Annotated in this window: 19 protein-coding genes; 10 read left to right on the top strand and 9 right to left on the bottom strand. The window is 40.5% G+C overall.

Annotated elements, in window-relative coordinates; translation table 11 throughout:
* Positions 1-107 precede the first annotated feature (107 nt).
* The 3 genes from DS737_RS02980 to DS737_RS02970 all read left to right on the top strand — a co-directional run bounded on the left by DS737_RS02980 (position 108) and on the right by DS737_RS02970 (position 1,711).
* Positions 108-371, top strand: coding sequence for a hypothetical protein (locus DS737_RS02980; protein WP_113996723.1), 264 nt, complete (start codon positions 108-110; stop codon positions 369-371).
* Between the two features lie 66 nt (positions 372-437).
* The gene (locus DS737_RS02975) at positions 438-1,292 is read left to right on the top strand and encodes a patatin-like phospholipase family protein (RefSeq protein WP_004640699.1); all 855 of its coding nucleotides are present in this window, start codon (positions 438-440) and stop codon (positions 1,290-1,292) included.
* A gap of 188 nt (positions 1,293-1,480) precedes the next feature.
* Positions 1,481-1,711, top strand: coding sequence for a hypothetical protein (locus tag DS737_RS02970; protein ID WP_004640700.1), 231 nt, complete (start codon positions 1,481-1,483; stop codon positions 1,709-1,711).
* Between the two features lie 28 nt (positions 1,712-1,739).
* On the opposite strand, the gene DS737_RS02965 is transcribed toward DS737_RS02970, so the two are convergent.
* Both DS737_RS02965 and DS737_RS02960 read right to left on the bottom strand, forming a co-directional pair.
* Entirely contained in the window at positions 1,740-2,180 is a 441-nt protein-coding gene (locus DS737_RS02965; protein ID WP_113997948.1) for a GNAT family N-acetyltransferase, read from the bottom strand.
* An 11-nt stretch (positions 2,181-2,191) separates the two neighbouring features.
* Complete coding sequence (locus DS737_RS02960) at positions 2,192-3,409, bottom strand: class I SAM-dependent methyltransferase (protein WP_113996722.1); 1,218 nt, start codon at positions 3,407-3,409, stop codon at positions 2,192-2,194.
* 100 nt (positions 3,410-3,509) lie between these two features.
* Here DS737_RS02960 and trhA point away from each other — a divergent pair, with 100 nt between their 5' ends.
* The 3 genes from trhA (at position 3,510) to lpxO (ending at position 6,642) form a co-directional block, all read left to right on the top strand.
* A complete protein-coding gene (trhA, locus tag DS737_RS02955) occupies positions 3,510-4,151 on the top strand; it encodes a PAQR family membrane homeostasis protein TrhA (RefSeq protein WP_026056297.1) in 642 nt (213 codons plus the stop codon).
* 118 nt (positions 4,152-4,269) lie between these two features.
* A complete protein-coding gene (locus DS737_RS02950; protein ID WP_005083279.1) occupies positions 4,270-5,580 on the top strand; it encodes an MFS transporter in 1,311 nt (436 codons plus the stop codon).
* A 156-nt stretch (positions 5,581-5,736) separates the two neighbouring features.
* The gene (gene lpxO, locus DS737_RS02945) at positions 5,737-6,642 is read left to right on the top strand and encodes a lipid A hydroxylase LpxO (RefSeq protein ID WP_004640707.1); all 906 of its coding nucleotides are present in this window, start codon (positions 5,737-5,739) and stop codon (positions 6,640-6,642) included.
* 58 nt (positions 6,643-6,700) lie between these two features.
* Here the strand turns inward: lpxO and DS737_RS02940 are convergent, their stop codons facing one another.
* Together DS737_RS02940 and secA are read right to left on the bottom strand one after the other, a co-directional pair.
* Complete coding sequence (locus tag DS737_RS02940; protein WP_005083282.1) at positions 6,701-7,129, bottom strand: hypothetical protein; 429 nt, start codon at positions 7,127-7,129, stop codon at positions 6,701-6,703.
* Between the two features lie 138 nt (positions 7,130-7,267).
* Positions 7,268-10,000, bottom strand: a complete 2,733-nt coding sequence (secA, locus tag DS737_RS02935; RefSeq protein WP_075314868.1) for a preprotein translocase subunit SecA — start codon at positions 9,998-10,000, stop codon at positions 7,268-7,270.
* A 364-nt stretch (positions 10,001-10,364) separates the two neighbouring features.
* On the opposite strand from secA, the gene DS737_RS02930 reads away from it, so the two are divergent.
* Positions 10,365-11,000: a peroxiredoxin gene (locus tag DS737_RS02930; protein ID WP_004640715.1), complete on the top strand. Its 636-nt coding sequence runs from the start codon at positions 10,365-10,367 to the stop codon at positions 10,998-11,000.
* A 224-nt stretch (positions 11,001-11,224) separates the two neighbouring features.
* Positions 11,225-11,806 carry a dual specificity protein phosphatase family protein gene (locus tag DS737_RS02925; protein WP_017394632.1) on the top strand — a complete coding sequence of 194 codons (582 nt, stop codon included), beginning with the start codon at positions 11,225-11,227 and terminating at the stop codon, positions 11,804-11,806.
* Between the two features lie 38 nt (positions 11,807-11,844).
* On the opposite strand, the gene DS737_RS02920 is transcribed toward DS737_RS02925, so the two are convergent.
* Genes DS737_RS02920 through trpA form a run of 4 tightly spaced genes read right to left on the bottom strand, consistent with a single transcriptional unit; the run spans position 11,845 to position 15,894 of the window.
* Positions 11,845-12,924, bottom strand: coding sequence for an SPOR domain-containing protein (locus DS737_RS02920; protein WP_004640720.1), 1,080 nt, complete (start codon positions 12,922-12,924; stop codon positions 11,845-11,847).
* On the bottom strand, positions 12,915-14,201 hold the full coding sequence (folC, locus tag DS737_RS02915; RefSeq protein ID WP_005089203.1) for a bifunctional tetrahydrofolate synthase/dihydrofolate synthase: 1,287 nt from the start codon (positions 14,199-14,201) through the stop codon (positions 12,915-12,917). Before folC ends, DS737_RS02920 begins: the two co-directional genes overlap by 10 nt.
* Positions 14,198-15,094, bottom strand: a complete 897-nt coding sequence (gene accD, locus DS737_RS02910; protein WP_004640724.1) for an acetyl-CoA carboxylase, carboxyltransferase subunit beta — start codon at positions 15,092-15,094, stop codon at positions 14,198-14,200. Before accD ends, folC begins: the two co-directional genes overlap by 4 nt.
* The gene (gene trpA / locus DS737_RS02905) at positions 15,091-15,894 is read right to left on the bottom strand and encodes a tryptophan synthase subunit alpha (RefSeq protein ID WP_004640725.1); all 804 of its coding nucleotides are present in this window, start codon (positions 15,892-15,894) and stop codon (positions 15,091-15,093) included. The genes accD and trpA overlap by 4 nt, the downstream gene beginning before the upstream one ends.
* Before the next feature lie 318 nt (positions 15,895-16,212).
* Here trpA and DS737_RS02900 point away from each other — a divergent pair, with 318 nt between their 5' ends.
* Entirely contained in the window at positions 16,213-17,544 is a 1,332-nt protein-coding gene (locus DS737_RS02900; protein WP_113996721.1) for a Na+/H+ antiporter NhaC family protein, read from the top strand.
* Positions 17,545-17,574: 30 nt separating this feature from the next.
* Here the strand turns inward: DS737_RS02900 and DS737_RS02895 are convergent, their stop codons facing one another.
* Positions 17,575-18,597, bottom strand: coding sequence for an AraC family transcriptional regulator (locus tag DS737_RS02895; protein ID WP_113996720.1), 1,023 nt, complete (start codon positions 18,595-18,597; stop codon positions 17,575-17,577).
* 115 nt (positions 18,598-18,712) lie between these two features.
* Here DS737_RS02895 and DS737_RS02890 point away from each other — a divergent pair, with 115 nt between their 5' ends.
* The gene (locus DS737_RS02890) at positions 18,713-19,588 is read left to right on the top strand and encodes a metal-dependent hydrolase (RefSeq protein ID WP_005083294.1); all 876 of its coding nucleotides are present in this window, start codon (positions 18,713-18,715) and stop codon (positions 19,586-19,588) included.
* Positions 19,589-19,592 lie beyond the last annotated feature (4 nt).

Raw genomic sequence — 19,592 nt, 5'->3', positions numbered from 1 at the left:
TTTACTATTCGACAAAATCACTGCAAAACTTCTGCCTAATTCATCACAAATTGTGCTATAAATCTCCCTAATTCTGCTTTCTTTTTTGTCCTTTGGAAATTTGTCTTATGTCTGAGAAATTATGCCCAGAAACTTCACCTTGGGGGTGGAAAGCGCTGATTATCACGATCATTCTAAGCTTTATTTTTATGGTGATTTTTTACTTAGCCATCACCAATGAACCTGATTATATGCCAAGCCAAAAGCAAACTAGCAGCCAACATCATGCTTTTAAAACAGCACCTGCAATGTCGCCAGAAGCATTAGAGGCAGCTAAAAGCAATACAGCAACAGCAACTACAGCTGCCCAAGCAGAATCTCATCAACACTAAAGTGCTATTGTCGAACATGATAAATCCGTGTTAAACAGGGGTTTATCATGGTATTCGAGATTTTCAATGCTTCAACAAAATCGTCAGGCACTGGTCGTTGAAGGTGGTGGAATGCGCGGCGCATTTACCAGCGGTGTCTTAGATGCATTTTTACAGCAACAATTTAATCCTTTTGATCTCTGTGTTGGTGTCTCCTCAGGCTCAACTAATGTTGCAAATTACTTAGCTGCTCAACAGGGTCGAACACTACAAATTTATTTAGATCATTCTCTTCGTTCAGAATTCATTCATTATGGACGCTTTTTTAAAGGCGGTGATTTACTTGATCTAAAATGGATGTGGGATGTGGTTGAGAAAGAAAATCCACTCAATCAAACCCAACTATTTGCCAATCATCCTGAATTTTATATGGTGCTTACTCACGCTATTTCTGGTGAGGCGACTTATATCAAAGCATCTAGAGATAATATTTTGGATGGCTTAAGGGCATCGAGTTCGATTCCTGTATTGACACGTCAAGCGGTTGAAGTGTTTGGTGAACCTTATTTCGATGGTGGCGTTGCTGATGCCCTTCCAGTCCATTGGGCAGCACAACAAAATCATGTTTCTAAACTCATGGTATTACGTACTCGCCCTAAAAAATACTATAAAGCGAGTAATAGAGGCGATCAGTTCCTCGCGAAATATTTGTTTAAACAACAACACGGTTTTGCACGTAGTCTTTTAACGCGAACCCAACGCTATAATGATTCAGTTCAGTTTGTTCGAACACCATCTGGACAAAAAATCTTGGAAGTATGCCCCCCAGATTTAAAAAATATGGCAGGTCGACTCACCAAGAACAAATCTAAAATTCGCTATAGCTATGATGTTGGTATCGAAACTGGCCTAAAGGCGATAGAAGATTGGCACAAGCTATAACTTCGAAATCAATGTAATACATTTTAATGTAATGGCGAGATGACGCTGCTTTCAGCCGCTCGCCAAATTGAACAACTCAATAACATATCTCTCCCTATTGAAGCACATAGAAGAACTCCATATAGATACTTGGCAAGCGAGCTAAAAAAGGCGCAAAATTACGTTTTCTTTATTTTTTGGATTTTTTCATGAGCAATCAACCATCTCCACAAAAAGACTCAAATGAAACAGTATTGGGATGGAAATTTGTCATTATTGTTGGGGTACTCAGCACCATTTTTTTAAGTTTTTTCTATTTAGCGATGACCCAAGAACCTGATTATATGCCTGGCGCGCAACGTAAAGCACAGCAACAGCAAGAGCTTTCTCAGGAAGTCGCTCCTGCAAGCTCCGAAGTGGCTGCACAACCTAAACAATAGTCAGATCGATAAATGCCAATCTTATAGGTTATACCTTTCCTGTGATTGGCATGATCATTTCAATATGTGGAATGCCACACTCATCATATTCATCGCCTTGTGCCACGAAACCTAATTTTTCATAAAATGAAGTAGCGTGCGTTTGTGCAGAAAGCTGTAAAAATGGACGGTTTTGGGATTTAGCATAAGCAATCATTTCCAACATGATCAATTGTCCAATGCCCTGACCTCGATATTCCTGCAATACGGCAACACGCCCTAAATGATGATCAGGTAACAATCGAGCGGTGGCAATCGCTTGCTCTTGTGCATAGACGACAAAATGTTCCGACACTTGGTCTTGATCGTCCCATTCATCTTGCTCAGGAATGTTTTGCTCATTGATAAACACAAACTTACGAATGCGCTTGGCATCCTGCTGTAGTTGCAATTGATCCCATTGACCATGTTTCACAACAAAACGATTCATCTTTTGTCCCATTAACACTTACAACCTACATTTTCGATAGGCATTTGATCCTTTAATAACAACTCCAAACTTTGCTTTTGAATGCCATACATCGTTTTTAACGCTTGTATTTGCTGCAAAATTTTAGCATCTGGCTGCTGAATATCTTTGCGTTTAGTTGCCAAAATCATTTTGTTCTTACTAGTATGTTCTAATGAGACAAACTCGAAGACTTTAGTTTCATAGCCATAGGCCTTGAGCAACAATGCGCGTAGCGTGTCAGTGAGCATCTCAGCTTGTTGACCCGCATGAATTCCGAACTGCAACATTGGTTGCAACACTTCTGGACTCTTGAGTTGCGGTCTTAATTCTTTATGACAGCATGGGGCGCACATGATCATCGAGGCATTGAGACGAATCCCAGTATGAATCGCAAAATCAGTTGCAATATCACAGGCATGCAGGGCAATCATGACATCCAACTTTTCAGGTTGATAGCTCCGCACATCCCCTTCGAAAAAATCAAGATGATTAAACCCGACGTCATCTGCAACTTTCTGGCAAAACTCAACTAAATTCGAGCGTAATTCCACACCTGTAATCAGGGGCGTTTTTTGTTGGGCTTGTAAATAGTCATATAAAGCAAAGGTTAAATAGCCTTTGCCAGAACCAAAGTCAACGATATTCAGTTCTTGTTGAGAAGCATCAATTTGAGCATAAGCATTGGAAAATATCTCAATGAATTTATTGATCTGTTTCCATTTTCGCGCCATGCTTGGAATGACTTGCCCTTTTTCATCTGTGATACCTAGATGTTTTAAAAATGGGCTTTGCTGCTCTACATAACGATGCTTTTCTCGATTATGCTGACGTTGCTCTATTTCCATGGACAAGGGTTGTCTTTTTTGCACATTGAGCATTGCTTTCTTTTTATTTTTCTTGAGTTGGGCTTCTTGATCAAGCGCGAATAAATTAGCCTGTTTAGATTGTGCCAATAGTTCAGCAATTTTCTCAATCCCTTCATTCATCGAATAGTTTTTAGTAATGTCTTGAGTTTTATAATGATATAAACAAGATAAAGTGGCTTGCCCCTGCAATTGAATAATCCGAAATGTCATTTTTTCTAAATCTGTCATTTCACCTTTGTACTGACTCAAAATCAGACGATCAAAGCTTTTATTTTCAATCGATTGCTGGATATCCAAGAAAAATTGTTGTTCTTGTTCAAAAGAAAATTTCGGCGCAAACATAATGAAAACCTGACAAATAGAAACTAAATTCTAAAGCGTCTTACTTTAAAAGGGAAATTGCATTACGATACAGTTGTATTTTTATGCAAAGCTTATTGCGATGAACATGAACTCAATGTTGAATTATGATCCAAAAGAAGAACGACTCAATGCATATAGTCATGGTATCGGTGCAATATTAGCTTTAATTGCCTCGGTATTTTTAATTATTAAAGGGAGCTATCTTCCCTTGGGTCAATGGATCAGTCTATGGGTCTATGGCTTTAGTTTAGTATTGCTACTCAGCAGTTCAATGCTTTATCACTTCGCACAAGATGAAACCAGACGATATTGGTATAAGAAACTAGATCATACCGCGATTTACTATCTGATCGCGGGCACCTATACCCCCTTTCTCAGTATTGCCATTCCAACAGCCAAGGCGCACTATCTTCTAATTGCGCTTTGGGTGATTGCATTTATTGGCACCCTATTTAAATTGGTGTTTATTCATCGCTTTCAAAAACTGTCATTAGTAGCTTATCTGGTGATGGGTTGGTTAGCTGTATTATTGATGGATGACATGCAACGTTATTTATCCAAAGATGCTCTACAACTGCTGATTGCAGGTGGATTGGCTTATACCATCGGTACATTGTTTTATGCCTTAAAAAAGGTAAGATATACCCACGCAATATGGCATATCTTTGTGCTACTAGGAGCAGGTTTACATTTTCTAGCGATCTATTGGTATGTGCTGTAAGCAAGCATTTTGCTGGCATTCATTACATTCAATTCCGAAGTAAGCCCCGCATTTTATAAGGAACATCTAAGGCGAACACTTCGTATTTTGTCTTAGATCATTAGAATTAAGGTCATCTATGTCGTCAAACTCTATGGCTGCCACTGGTGAGGTGGCAAGCAATTCAAAAACACGTGTACTGTTTGCAAGTCTCGTTGGTACCACAATTGAGTTTTTTGACTTTTATATTTATGCCACTGCCGCAGTCATTATTTTTCCACATCTGTTCTTTCCAGCAAGTAGTGGAAGCGCAGCCTTACTCCAGTCATTAGCCACCTTTGCAATCGCATTTATTGCCCGCCCCGTCGGCGCTGCACTTTTTGGTCATTTAGGCGATCGGATCGGACGTAAAGCCACCTTGGTTGCAGCACTATTGACCATGGGTGTTTCAACTGTCTGTATTGGCTTGTTGCCTACTTATGCTCAAATCGGCATTGCTGCTCCCCTATTATTAGCCTTATGTCGTTTGGGACAAGGGCTGGGCTTAGGCGGTGAATGGAGTGGTGCGGTGTTACTTGCGACTGAGAATGCGCCCGAAGGTAAACGTGCATGGTATGGCATGTTCCCTCAATTAGGGGCACCTATTGGATTTATCCTTGCAACAGGTTCATTCCTCTTGCTTGGTGCATTCATGACGGAACAAGCATTTATGACGTGGGGATGGCGTATTCCTTTTATCGCGAGTGCTGTTTTAGTTTTAGTCGGTCTATACATTCGCTTGAAATTACATGAAACACCAGCTTTTCAAAAAGTTCTGGATAAACAAAAAGAAGTAAATGTTCCATTTAAAGAAGTCATGACCAAGCACTTGTCTAAATTGATTCTTGGAACGATTGCTGCAATTTGTACATTTGTGGTGTTCTATCTCACCACTGTTTTTGCACTGACTTGGGGAACTACACAGCTTGGCTATACCCGTACTGAATTTTTGCAATTACAGCTTATAGCGACTTTATGTTTTGCTGGCTTTATTCCTTTATCAGCGATTTTAGCGGAGAAAATCGGTCGTCGAACCACGTCGATTGCTGTCTGTATTTTAGCTGCATTGTTTGGTTTAGTCTTCGCAAGCTTGCTTGATTCTGGTAGTCCTGTATTGGTGTTTTTATTCTTGTGTATCGGGTTATCGATCATGGGACTGACTTATGGTCCGATTGGCACAATCTTGTCTGAACTGTTCCCAACGTCTGTACGTTACACGGGTTCGGCACTGACCTTTAATCTAGCAGGCATCTTTGGTGCCTCTTTTGCACCCTACATTGCCACTAAACTTGCTGAAAACTTTGGTTTACAAGCAGTCGGTTATTATCTCAGTGCCGCGGCATTATTATCTCTGATTGCTTTTTTATTGATCCGAGAAACTAAAAATATCGATGTAAATAACCAAATCTAATCACGCATAAAACATCAGGTGAGCATCAAGCGATGCTCGCCTGAGTGACCTTTTATCGTACAATTAAAGACCTTTCCAACTTGTATCTATAACCATACTCGTCCAAATATATTTTGTGCTAAACTAACCGCCTCCCATTTTTAGACTATTGTGCTTATGTACGCAGTGATTATCATTGCCGTATTTTTGGTTAGTTTCTTATATACTTATTTTCGTGGTAAAGAACGATTAAAAATATCTCGGCAACTATTTGACCATTCTACATTTTTAGCGCCTGTAAACATGTTTATGACTGGTTTTTCTAAACTCCCAAACCAGCCATTTTTTGATGTGGCGCAATTCCCTGAACTCAAACCATTACAAGATAATTGGGAGGTGATTCGGGAAGAAGCCATTCAACTACAAAATCAAATCAAAGCATCCGAAAAAAATAATGATGCAGGCTTTAATACTTTTTTTAAGCGTGGCTGGAAACGTTTTTATTTGAAATGGTATCAAGATAGCCATCCATCAGCGCAACAGCTTTGCCCAAAGACTGTAGCACTACTTGAAAGTATTCCATCGGTTAAAGCAGCAATGTTTACTGAGTTGCCATCTGGAAGTTACTTGGGTAAACACCGTGATCCATATGCAGGTTCAGTACGTTATCACTTGGGTTTAGTCACCCCCAATAGTGATGACTGCTTTATCGAAGTTGATCAAGAGCGTTATAGCTGGAGAGATGGTGAAGCAACCGTTTTTGATGAAACCTATGTACATTGGGCACATAACCAAACGGATCAAACTCGTATCATCTTATTCTGTGATATTGAGCGCCCAATGAAATGGGGCTGGGCGCAAAAATTCAATCATTGGTTTGGTCGTAATGTGATGTCAGCAGCCAGTTCACCCAACGATGATCAGGATAAAACAGGATTTATTAACCGTATCTTCAAATATGGTTATGCTATTCACCACTATGGTCGTGGCTTGAAAGCGCGTAATCGCCCACTCTACTATGCTTTGAAATGGTTAATGTTTGCGATCATTATTGGTTTGGTCTTACTGCCAAGTTTTTTATAAGATAAGCACGCAATAAAAAAGAGATGCGAATGCATCTCTTTTTTTGCATAACAATCAATTAATTGCTTGTTGCTGCTTGAGCACTAGCTGTTTGCGGTGCTTGGGCATTGGCTGTTTGTGCAGCGGCTGCATTTGCAGCTTGTACAGCGGCTTCACCAATTAAAGCAATCTTGGCTTTTTCTTGGCTTTTTTCAGACAAGGCAGGATTTGATGCCACAATACGATTAATATTTGCTGAGTTTGCTGGTGCAATCGCAGCAGTTTGCAAGACGATTGGACGGTTGCCCGTATCACCTAAGGTATAGCGAATCCCAGTACGAGGACTAATCACTGTCGTCACATCGTGCTTTACTTGTGCCTGAGCAGAAGTCTCACCTTTTGCAGCCTGTACTTTTTCCACTGTTGTGGTTTGAGGCGCATCTTTTGCAAATGCAAAACTTGATACTGCTGCACTTGCCAAAATTAAAAGTTGTAATGGTTTTTTCATTGTCTTCCCGCTTTTAATATCAATTCAATCAAGAACTGTAAGTTCGATAATCAAACTACAAAGCTTGACTCGACTCAAGTAGTTTATCGTAAAAAAAGCAGAGCCTATGCTCTGCTTTTTAATGAAGGCAACTCCAAATTAGAGTTTACCGTGACATTGTTTGTATTTTAAACCAGAGCCACATGGACAAGGTGCATTACGACTTTCAGGTACTGGGAATGCTGTATTGTTTGCCAGTTCTGTTTCTTCAGAAGCAGTCACTTCACCCGTTAAACCATCGACCTCATCATGCTCAAAAGAAAGACGCATCGATTCAGCTTGGCGTTGCTGCTGTGCTTCCATTTCTGCTAGCTCTTCAGCTGTTGGAACATGTACACGAGATAAATCAGTTACCACATCCGACTTAATCACACCCAACATATTCACAAACAAATTAAAGGCTTCTTTCTTATATTCTTGTTCAGGATTTTTCTGTGCATAACCACGTAAATGAATCCCTTGACGCAAATAATCCATCGCTGCCAAATGATCTTTCCAATGGCGATCCAGTGAATTTAGCATAAAGTGGCGTTCTAACATCACTGCAGATTCAGCGCCCATTTGTTCACGGCGTTGACGATAGCGGTTTACAACCTCATCTGAAATACGAGAAATCAAACCTTCTTCGTCCAAACGGCGATCTTGGTTTAACCATTGCTGTACAGGTAATTCAATGCCGAGATCCACTTTTAAAGCATTCTCTAAACCTTCGATATCCCACTGATCATGAACTGATTCTGGCGGAATAAAGTTGGCGATCACCCCTTTAATAACTTCACGATGCATTTCTTCGATGTAATCTTGCAAAGTACTTTCAGCGAGAACTTCATCGCGTTGTGAGTAAATAATCTTACGCTGTTCGTTGTTAACATCGTCGTACTTCAATAAGTTCTTACGAATATCAAAGTTACGCGCTTCAACTTTACGTTGTGCATTTTCAATCGAGCGACTCACCATTTTATGTTCAATGGCTTCATTTTCTTGCAAGCCCATTGCGCGCATCATGGCAACAACACGATCACCTGCGAAAATACGCATCAAATCATCTTCAAGCGACAAATAGAAGCGAGAAACACCAGGGTCACCCTGACGACCTGCACGACCACGTAGCTGGTTATCAATACGGCGTGATTCATGACGTTCAGAACCAATGATATGTAAACCACCTGATGCTAATACATCTTCATGGTCTTTTTCCCATTGTGCTTGCAAACGTGCTTCATCTTCAGGTGTCGGATTTTCAATTTTAGCCAGCTTAGCTTTCCAGTTACCACCAAGCAAAATATCTGTACCACGACCTGCCATATTAGTTGCAATGGTTACCGCATTCGGGCTACCTGCTTGCGCGATAATATCTGCCTCACGCTCATGCTGTTTCGCATTTAGGACTTCGTGATGAATACCTGCCTGTAATAATTTTGAAGACAGGATCTCGCTTGCTTCAATCGTTGCAGTACCAATCAGAATAGGTGCTACACCCTTCTGACGAATATTGGTAATTTCTTCAATAATGGCATTGTATTTACCATTGCGATTTAAATAGATTAAATCATTATGGTCGATACGCACCATTGGTCTATGCGTTGGAATGATCACCACATCCAAGCCATAAATTTCTTTCATTTCCGCTGCTTCTGTATCAGCAGTACCTGTCATACCTGAAAGCTTTTTATACAGACGGAAATAGTTCTGGAATGTCGTCGTTGCAAGCGTTTGGTTTTCTGGTTGAATTTCCATGTTTTCTTTGGCTTCAACCGCTTGGTGCAAACCTTCTGACCAACGGCGACCTGGCATGGTACGACCAGTACTTTCATCCACAATAATCACTTCTTCTTTTTGCGTTTGTGGATTGATGCCAATGATGTAGTGCACGTTCTTTTGATAAAGATAATGTGCACGAATCGCTGCCGTTACATGATGAACTAAATTCAGATTTGTTGCAGAGTAGAGACTTTCACCTTCCGCTAACAAACCCATCTGAATCAATTCTTGTTCAACAGTTTCATAGCCGATTTCAGTCATTTCAACTGAACGTTGCTTTTCGTCTACCCAGAAATGCCCACCATCCGCAACTTTTTCTTCTTTCTGAGGTTTTAATTTTGGAGGAATACTGTTGATTAGCTGATATAAATGAGAGGAATCTTCACTCTGCCCTGAAATAATCAATGGTGTACGTGCTTCATCGATCAAGATTGAGTCAACTTCATCAATGATCGCATAGCTCAGACCACGCTGCTTTTTCTCTTGTAAAGAAAAAACCATATTGTCACGGAGATAGTCAAAACCAAATTCGTTATTGGTACCGTAAGTAATGTCTGCAATATAAGCTTGCGCTTTCTCATCAGGCATTTGCATAGAGTAAATTACACCAATACTCAAACCTAAAAATTCGAATAATGGACGGTTTAACTCCGCATCACGTTGTGCCAAGTAGTCATTCACGGTAATGACGTGAACACCTTGACCACTCAACGCATTGAGATAACAGGCCAAGGTACCCATCAAGGTTTTACCTTCACCTGTACGCATTTCAGCAATTTTACCTTCATGCAAGGTAATACCACCGATTAACTGCACATCATAATGACGCATACCCATGACACGTTTAGCAGCCTCTCGACAGACCGCAAAAGCTTCAGGCAGTAATTTATCTAGACTTTCACCGTTTTGGAAACGTTGTTTGAATTCTGGAGTTTTTGCAGAGAGGTCTGCATCGTTAAGAGTAGATATCGTCGGTTCAAGCGCATTGATTTGTTCAACAATTTTACGCATGCGTTTGAGCTCACGCTCATTTTTAGTACCGAAGATACCTCCGATCAGACTTGCCAACATGAATAAACTCTCTAATCCTGTTTGTTATAAGGTTTGGAAATATCAACAAACCTTAGGTCGGTTAATTTTTTCTTAGCTGTTATTATGGAGTCAGAAATAAGAACTACAAGTGCTTTACGTTCAAACAGCAAAAAAAACTGCAAAATGATTCTGACATCATGCAACCAAAGATCGTTAATGTAGCAAATTTACCTTTCCGTTACATCGATTTAAATGTGAATTTCTGATGATTTTTATACCATAGCGCCTACACTCATATATTAAAAAATGATAATAAAATGAAAAAACAATAATTTTTTTTATAAGCAAAATACTGCATATTGGGTTATCGCATTATTAAATAACATAGAGTTAAGGAGTAGTCATGACATTACGTTTAGGTGATATCGCGCCAAATTTTCAACAAGCATCAAGTGAAGGCACGATTGATTTTTACGAATTTTTAGAGGATGGCTGGGCAGTTTTATTTTCACATCCAGCTGATTTTACTCCTGTCTGCACCACCGAACTGGGTTTTACAGCAAAACTCAAAGATGAATTTAATAAGCGTGGTGTCAAAGCAATTGCTCTTTCAGTCGATGATGTAGACTCACACCAACGTTGGATTGAAGATATTAATGAGACACAAAATACGACAGTGAATTTTCCAATCATTGCAGATAAAGACCGTAAAGTATCCGAGCTCTATGGCTTTATCCATCCCAATGCCAGCGAAACCTTAACCGTTCGCTCATTGGTAATTATTGATCCAAATAAAAAAGTTCGCCTAATCATTACCTACCCAGCCTCTACAGGACGAAACTTTCACGAAGTATTACGTGTCATAGACTCACTGCAATTGACAGATCATCATAAGGTCGCAACGCCAGCCAATTGGCAACAAGGTGAAGATGTGGTGATTATCCCTTCGCTTAAAGATGAAGAAGAAATCAAACAACGGTTCCCTAAAGGTTATAAGGCGGTGAAACCTTATTTAAGATTGACTGCTCAACCAGAATAATAAAAAACAGCAAAGATTTATGATGCAACCAGCCCTTTAACTCACTTGTTAAAAGGGCTTTTTTTGTCTATCCATGATTGATAATAAGCATGGACTACAACAACCTATTTTTCTAGATATTCTTCTCTACCGCTTTTTATCGTTACAATTTCTCGCTCAACTTCTATTTATTATTCAGTTACTTTGTGCGCACAACTTTTCCATATCCAATCATGACCTTTACAATGAAAAAATTATTGATCAGCACCATTCTCATTAGTACACTCAGCATGAATGGTTGTATGAAATATCCCGGCCTAAGTGATGAACAACGCCCAAACAATTGGGGTACGTTGATTTCTAACACACATAATTTCTATCAAATTAGTCAAGATGTCTATCGAAGTGAGCAACCTGACGCTGAGCTGATTGCCAGTTTAAAACAACATCAAATCCACACTGTGATCAATCTCAGAGCACGTAATAAAGATGCGAATGTGTTTAAAGATCAAGATTTTAATCTGGTACATATCCCCATCTATACGTGGGCAATCAATCGTGATGATCTCTTAACCGCAATGCGAGCAATCCAAACTGCAAAACAACAAAATCAGAAGGTTTTAGTTCATTGTTATCATGGCTCTGATCGTACGGGAGCAACCATAGCGATGTATCGAATTATTTTTGAGAATTGGTCAATTGAAGATGCCGTCAAAGAAATGAAGCAAGGGGGCTATGGCTACCATGTCATCTGGAAAAACATTGAACATTTATTCACTACAGACAATGTAAAATGGATTCAACAACAATTGTCGAATCCATCATAATTTAGAAAAAAACAGGGGCGAAAAGCCCCAGTTTTATTTTAGCGCTGATCAAGTGGAACCCAATCAATCACCCATGCTGATTTCATATTTAAACTTTCATCCGCTGCGATCTTTTTACGGGCTGCATCAGCAGTTTCTCTATCTTTAGATGGACCAACCATGATGCGTATTCCTTTCGAGGTCGGACTGGTCGTGACTTTATAACCTTTAGCTCTCAGTTTGGATACCACGGCATCTGCATTGGCCTGATTTGCAGCCAAGGCCACTTGAACCATCCAATTTTTATCGCCATTTTCCATGAGTTCACGTGCTTTTTCTGCTTCAGCTTTTTTCTTTGCTTCTTCTTCAGCCTTTCGCTTGTCTTCCGCAGCCTTCTTCTCAGCATCAGCTTTACGTTTCTCTTCAGCAGCTTTCTTTTCTGCCTCAGCCTTACGTTTATCTTCTGCTGCTTTCTTCTCTGCTTCAGCCTTACGTTTATCTTCAGCAGCCTTTTTCTCTGCTTCGGCTTTACGCTTATCTTCCGCTGCCTTCTTCTCAGCTTCAGCCTTACGTTTCTCTTCGGCAGCTTTTTGGTCTGTCTCTGCTTTACGCTTATCTTCAGCAGCTTTTTTCTCTGCCTCAGCCTTGCGCTTCTCTTCTAATTTACGTTTTTCTTCAGCCAATCGCTGAGCTTTCGCAGCATCATCCTCAATTAATTCAGGCGGTATATTGTCTGAGCTTTGTTGTGCTGCCATACGTCTTGCATTAATTGCCGCGTACTCTTCTGCGGCTTTACGCGCAGCTGCTGCCTCGGCTTCTTGTTGCATTTTCAAAAATTCGGCAGCGCGAGCTTCCTGTTCCGCAACCGCTTTTTCACGAGCATGTCGCTGTTCTTCGAGTAGACGTTTTTCTGTTTCAACATCGATCGCCAAAGGTTGCAACGATACCATTTCGCTATCTTGTGCTGGTTGTGCCAACTTAGGCTTAGATTCTGTTTGAGCAGTTTGTTGTGCAGTTCTTGCTTGAGCTTTATCTTGCTCTATTTCATCATTACCTTTAAGAAGTAATGCTGCCAATAAAACACCACCTCCAAGTAGAACAACGCCACCCATCCAGCGTTGTTTGTTATTCATTGACATTGTTCTAAATACTCCCAGACCGCTTCCAAGGTATGAAACGAACCACAGACTAAAATCAGCTGATTGTTATTACATTTCTTCAGCGTAGTTTCAAATGCTTGCTGGATACTGCCAAACTCACATACCTGTTGACCTTGCAATGCATCTTGTAACTGTTGCATTGGCGCGGCTCTAGGCACATCTAAAGTAGCAATAAACCAATTTTTTACTGTTGTTTTTAGTAAATTCGTGACCGATAAGATGTCTTTATCTGCCAACATTGAAAATACTGCAACAACTTCTGTGTACTGTTTATTGTATTTTAGAAAATTTCGCAACTGCTTCAATAAAAATTCAACGCCATGTGCATTATGCCCAGCATCAAAAACAACCGTTTGACCTTGAATCTGACGGATCTCAAATCGTCCTTGCAACGCTGCTCGCTGAATACCTGTAGCAATTGAATCTTGAGAAATGGTAATCCCGCTCGCCAATATCGCTGCCACGGCGGTAGAGATATTTTCAAGTGCCAACTGACCGTTTGGAAGTTTTAACGTTGTTCCTGAAGAGGCAAATGACCATGTCTCACCATCTTCATTTGGCTGATAAAAATAATCTCGATTTAATACATACAGCTGAGCTTGTGTTTCAGAAGCTTTATCTTGAATCGCTTGTGGAAGCTGTTGATGCCCCGCAAAAATAACGGGAATATTAGGACGAATAATGCCCGCTTTCTCGAAAGCAATTTTTTCAATGGTATCGCCTAACCAATCGGTGTGATCCAGCCCAATATTGGTAATCACTGCAATATCTGGATCAATGACATTCACCACATCTAGACGGCCACCAAGACCAACCTCAAGTACCCAGACATTGCACTGTTGATGCTTAAAGATCACAAAAGCAGCTAAAGTCGTTGCTTCAAAGAAAGATAGACTTAAACCACAATCACGACGTGCTTGATCCACAGCAACAAAAGCATCAACCAAGCTTTGATCATCAACCTCAATACCCGCTAATTTTACTCGCTCATTAAAACGATAAATATGGGGTGATTGATACAAACCAACTTTATAACCTTGTGCATTTAAAATTGCAGCCAAAGTGGTCGTCGTTGAACCTTTGCCATTGGTACCAGCAACTGTAAATACCTTTGCGTTAGGTCGCATTACTCCTAATTTTTCAGCAACAGGAATAACGCGCTCTAAACCTAAATCAATGCCTGTAACATGAACATGGCTCCAATAATCGAGCCATGTTGTTAACGTATCCGTAGAGCGTGGAGCGTGTGGTTTCAAGGTAGATTCATCAGCTTTGCAACAAGTCGATATACAGTATCACGTAATGCGTGACGATGAACAATTTGATCGACTACACCATGATCAAGCAAATACTCAGCGCGTTGGAACGGCTCTTCTAACTTTTCACGCACGGTCTGTTCGATCACACGCTTACCAGCAAAACCAATCATGGCTTTTGGTTCAGCAATATGAACATCGCCTAGCATTGCCAATGATGCAGTGACACCACCATAAACAGGGTGAGTCAATACCACTAGATAAGGAACACGTGCCTCTTTCATTTTTTGAATCGCAGCTGCGGTACGCGCCATTTGCATTAAAGACAACATACCTTCTTGCATACGCGCACCACCAGATGCAGCAAAACAAATCATTGGTTGATGTAATTCAATTGCTCGTTCAGCCGCTTGTACAAAACGATCACCCACGACTGTACCCATTGAACCGCCCATAAAGTCGAAATCAAAGGCGCATGCGATTAAATCTAGTCCTTTGAGTGAACCTTGCATCACTACAAGCGCTTCCGTCTCACCTGTTTTATCTTGCGCTTCACGCATACGATCAGGATAAGCTTTACTATCCACAAATTTTAACGGGTCTTTAGCACTGAATTCTTGACCGAGTTCTGCGTCCACTTGGTCAAAAAACCAATTCAAGCGATCACGTGCACGCATACGTAAATGCTCATCGCATTGCGGACAGACATAGGCATTAAATGACATAGCTGTACGTGTCACCAAAGCATGACATTCTGGACATTCAATCGTAGGCTCAGTAAAAGTCGCCTTGAATATCTGCTGCTCATTTGCAACCTGAATACCTGGAACTTGACGCTCAGTCCAAGGCGTTGACGGGTTTAGAACCGTCCCTGCTGTTAATTCTTGACTCATACTAACTCATCGAGCGCAGCCCGAAGCTCCTTCACTTTATTCACCGTCTGTTGCACAGCCTCATCAGCTGGCAATGTCGCAAAAGATTTAACGAAAGCACTTCCTACAATCACCGCATCAGCGACTTGACCCATTGCTTTTGCAGACGCTGCATCACTAATACCAAAACCAACTCCCACAGGAACATTGGTTTTGGTTTTAATTTTCGCAATACGTGCTGCAGCTTCAGAAGTATCTAATGTCGCTGCACCAGTCACACCTTTGAGGGAGACGTAATACACAAAGCCACTTGCTTGATCAACCACATGTTGAATACGGTGATCTGTTGAAGTTGGTGCAAGCAAGAAAATTTGATCCATCTCATTTTGTTTTAAGACTTCACCAAATTGCTTTGATTCTTCTGGGGGTAAATCCACCAAAAGAACACCATCTACACCGCAGGCTTTCGCATAGGCAACAAACTTTTCATAACCAATCACTTCAACAGGATTTAAATAACCCATCAAAACGACTGGTGTTGTCTGATCTTGCTCACGAAAGGCTTTCACCATATCCAATGCATCAAGTGTATTGGTTCCACCAGCCAAAGCGCGCTCAGCAGCCAAAGCAATCACAGGACCATCGGCCATAGGATCGGAGAATGGTAGACCAAGCTCAATCACATCAACACCGGCTTCAACCATTTGATGAAGCAATGGAACAGTTACCTGTGGATGCGGATCACCTGCCATAACATAAGAAACAAGCGCTTTACGTTGCTGAGATTTAAGCTGTTCAAAACGAGTGGCAAGACGTGACATAGGATTATGCTTTCCTTGATTTATATTGGGGCCTGCTTGACATTTTACAGATGCACTTTGCAGCCCCCTAAGTTGAGGAGTTGTTTGTAGTTAGACAAAAACACTGCATTGTAACGCTATTTTTTGCTCATTGAACAGAGTTTGACGTGATTGCAGTGCTGATTGTCATCACTAACAACAGCCCCTACACATTTATCTATATTTTCGTTATTTTCTCAATGATCAAAGCTTCCTAATTTCAAGCCAATCTTTCTACATTTTAGAAATGAGCCAAGCTCCTTTATACTATGTCCACTTTTTAAATTTTCTTTTGATTTTATGTCTGCCCACACTCAGGAAAAAGTACAAAGCAATGCACTTGCTTTGCTACCGCTATTGGTATTTTTGATCATCTTTCTCGGGAGTGGTATCTATCATTCAATCATCGGGACCGAATTTGCCTTCTATCAAATTAAAGCACCAATTGCAGCTATACCAGCAATCATCTTAGCTTTACTACTGTATAAACAAAAACTCAATACAGCTATTGAGGAGTTTTTACAAGGTGCGAGTCATCCCAATCTGATTCTGATGTTCATGGTATTTATGTTGGCAGGCGCATTTGCCAGTGTCTCAGGGGCTATCGGGAGTGTCGATGCAACGGTTCAACTTGGACTTTCGTTGATTTCAGCACAATTTGTGTTGCCTATGCTGTTCATCATCGCTGCCTTTATCGCAACCGCCATGGGAACCTCAATGGGGACCATTGCTGCATGTGCACCTATCGCTTTTGGCTTTTCCCAAGCAACGGACATTACGCCCCTTTATGCAATTGGTGCAGTGGTTGGTGGTGCCATGTTTGGAGACAACTTATCGATGATCTCCGACACGACCATTGCCGCCACACGCAGTCAAAACGTTGAATTAAGAGATAAGTTTAAGGTCAATGTTTGGATTGCATTACCTGCCGCAATTATAACGTTAATTGTTTATTTTTCTCTCAGTCACCAGTCTGAGGCGATACAGACCAAACCTTATGATATTTGGTTAATATTACCTTATTTGATGGTTTTCTTTCTGGCCTTTACGCGATTACATGTACTGGCTGTGCTGATGATTGGCGTGGTGTTGTCAGGCATGATGGGCTTACTCAATAAACCTGACTTCCATTTGCTGCAACTCAATAACTCGATCTATAACGGCTTCGTCGGTATGTTTGAAGTTGCATTGTTATCCATGTTATTGGGAGGCTTATCTGCATTAATGCAAAAAGCTGGGGGATTACAATGGTTGATCCAGCGCATTTATGCCATCACACGTTTATTTAAATTTGGAACCCAACGTGCGGGTGAGTTTGGAATCAGCTTTTTGGTGGTATTTTCAAATTTATTTGTTGCGAATAATACCGTGGCGATTATTTTATCAGGGGATATGGCGCGAGAAGTTGCGAAAGAATATGGGATTGATCCTAAGCGTAGTGCTGCCCTGCTCGATATTTTTTCCTGTGTAACTCAAGGGATCATTCCTTATGGCGCACAATTATTATTGGCTTGTTCAATAGCCAAGATCTCACCAATTGAACTGATTGGGCATATTTACTACTGTTGGGTATTAGCGATTTTTGCAATTCTCGCAATTGTCTTTCATTATCCACGCTTAAAAACATCGTAAAATTCATATGAGACTCTTTAGGGCTTAACGCTAAAGAGTCTTTAAAAACTGTTTCGGAGTAACACCGGTCCAACGCTTAAATGCTCGTCCAAATGCACTTTGATCAGCGTAATTTAAACGCTCAGCAATCTCAGAAAATGTTTTACCTTGCTGCAAATACAATTTACTTTGTTCTAAACGGTATTGATCCAAAATATCTTGAAAATTCAAATGATAAGCTTTGAGCTGGCGTTGTAAGGTCCGTTCAGAACAATGCAAATGTTTTGCCACATAACTCGATAAAACTTCTTCTTGTTGTAATAATCCTTGCTCAATAAAGCTTTGTATTTTTTGTCTCAACTGCTGCTGTTGAATCTCGAAAGAAGTGACATGATTTAACGATTGCTGCGCCTGCGTTGATAGCACCTGATTCAATTGCTGATCAGCAGCGATACTTTTCGCTTTCAAAATCTGATTTGAAAAGCGTATTGCATATTGCCCTGATTGAACTTGGATTGGACAGCCGTAAAATTTCTCAAAATGAAACAAAGCAGTATGTGGTGTATAGCCAAATTGAATCATTTGTGGTGGATGTAAAGTATCTTGAACAATGGATTGCGCTATCTTAAAAAGCAATGCCAAATTCAGCTCATACATTTCACGATAATCTGGATATGAAGCACTCCAAACAATTTGAATGTAGTCAGAAAACTGCTGGACATTGAGTTGCTCTAAATTGGTCTGCTTAAAAATCAGAGAATAATAGCGCTGTAAAAGTTGTAATGCTTGTTGTAAGTCCAAACTGGTTGATGCTAGATATCCCATTAAGCCCAGATCTTGCAAATTGGCACGCTCTGCTAGAACTAAGGTAATTGGGCGTGAGAAATAGGGTTGAGCCGCCTGTAATAATTGAGCATAACGTTCGACATCAAAATCTTGTTGGTCAGGATTTTCAAGGCACGAATAGAAGTCTTGCCAAAGTTCAGGCACAGCAACTTTGGACAAATCAATATGTTCCTGTTGTAAAACACGATTTAACAATCGCAAATACCCAATGATAATTTTAACTGACATATGTCAATCTCACCCTGATCTGTCGTTATTTGTATAAAACTTGGCTGAAACTGTCAAAACTTTTCGTCGGACTTTTCCCATACTGAATCTATGAAAAAGGCAAGGAATCGTACAAATGAATGCACATGTTTCCTATCAGGTTGATCCAGTCGTTAGAACAAAATTAGATTTCCATCTAGACCAAGCTCCTCGCTTTTGGTTTGGTGGCGATCCATTTCGTACCCGTATGTTTGATGCATTGAGCCTCACTTTTCCAGATGGTGAGCGCTATTTTATTGAATGTGTCCGTCTATTCCGTGACAAGATTACAGATCCAAACTTACAAGAACGTGTCGCTGATTTTATCCGTCAAGAAGCTCAACACGGTATCGCTCATGACAAAATGAATCAGATCATGAAACAACAAGGTATGCCTGTTGAGCAGTTCACTGATCGTTTAAAGAAAATTTTTAAGTTTGAATTAAAGTATCGCTCCCCTCAATACAACATCGCCATGACTGCCGCTGCAGAGCATTTAACTGCACTGATGGCAGAAACGTTCTATAGCAAAAAAGAAACTTTGGCAGAGGCGGATCCTTTCGTAAGAGCACTTTTTGCTTGGCATGCGATTGAAGAAATGGAACATCGAGATGTTGCTTTTGATGTCATGCGTGAAGTTGGTGAAGTGCCTGAAGCAACTCGTCGGTTTGCTTTAGTATTTACCACTGTACTCATGTTTGGTTTTACACTCTACCGTACCGATGTAATGTTGAAAAAAGATGGTTTTAATCTAAGGCAACGTATTGATTTAGCGCGTAAAGGTTTGCCATGGTTCTTTGGTCGTAACGGTATTTTAACGGCAAAAAGAGCACAATATAGCGATTGGTTTAAAAAAGACTTCCATCCAAATCAACACCCTGTTATTCGTCAATACGATGTCTGGATTGATACTTTGGCTAAGACCAATGATCCAATTGCTGCGGGTGAAGCTTTTTGGCAAGCAGGCCTTTAATTCA

This window comes from Acinetobacter haemolyticus (genome assembly GCF_003323815.1).
In the GTDB taxonomy this organism is placed as follows: Bacteria; Pseudomonadota; Gammaproteobacteria; order Pseudomonadales; family Moraxellaceae; genus Acinetobacter; species Acinetobacter haemolyticus.
This window is presented reverse-complemented; position numbering and strand designations above follow the sequence as displayed.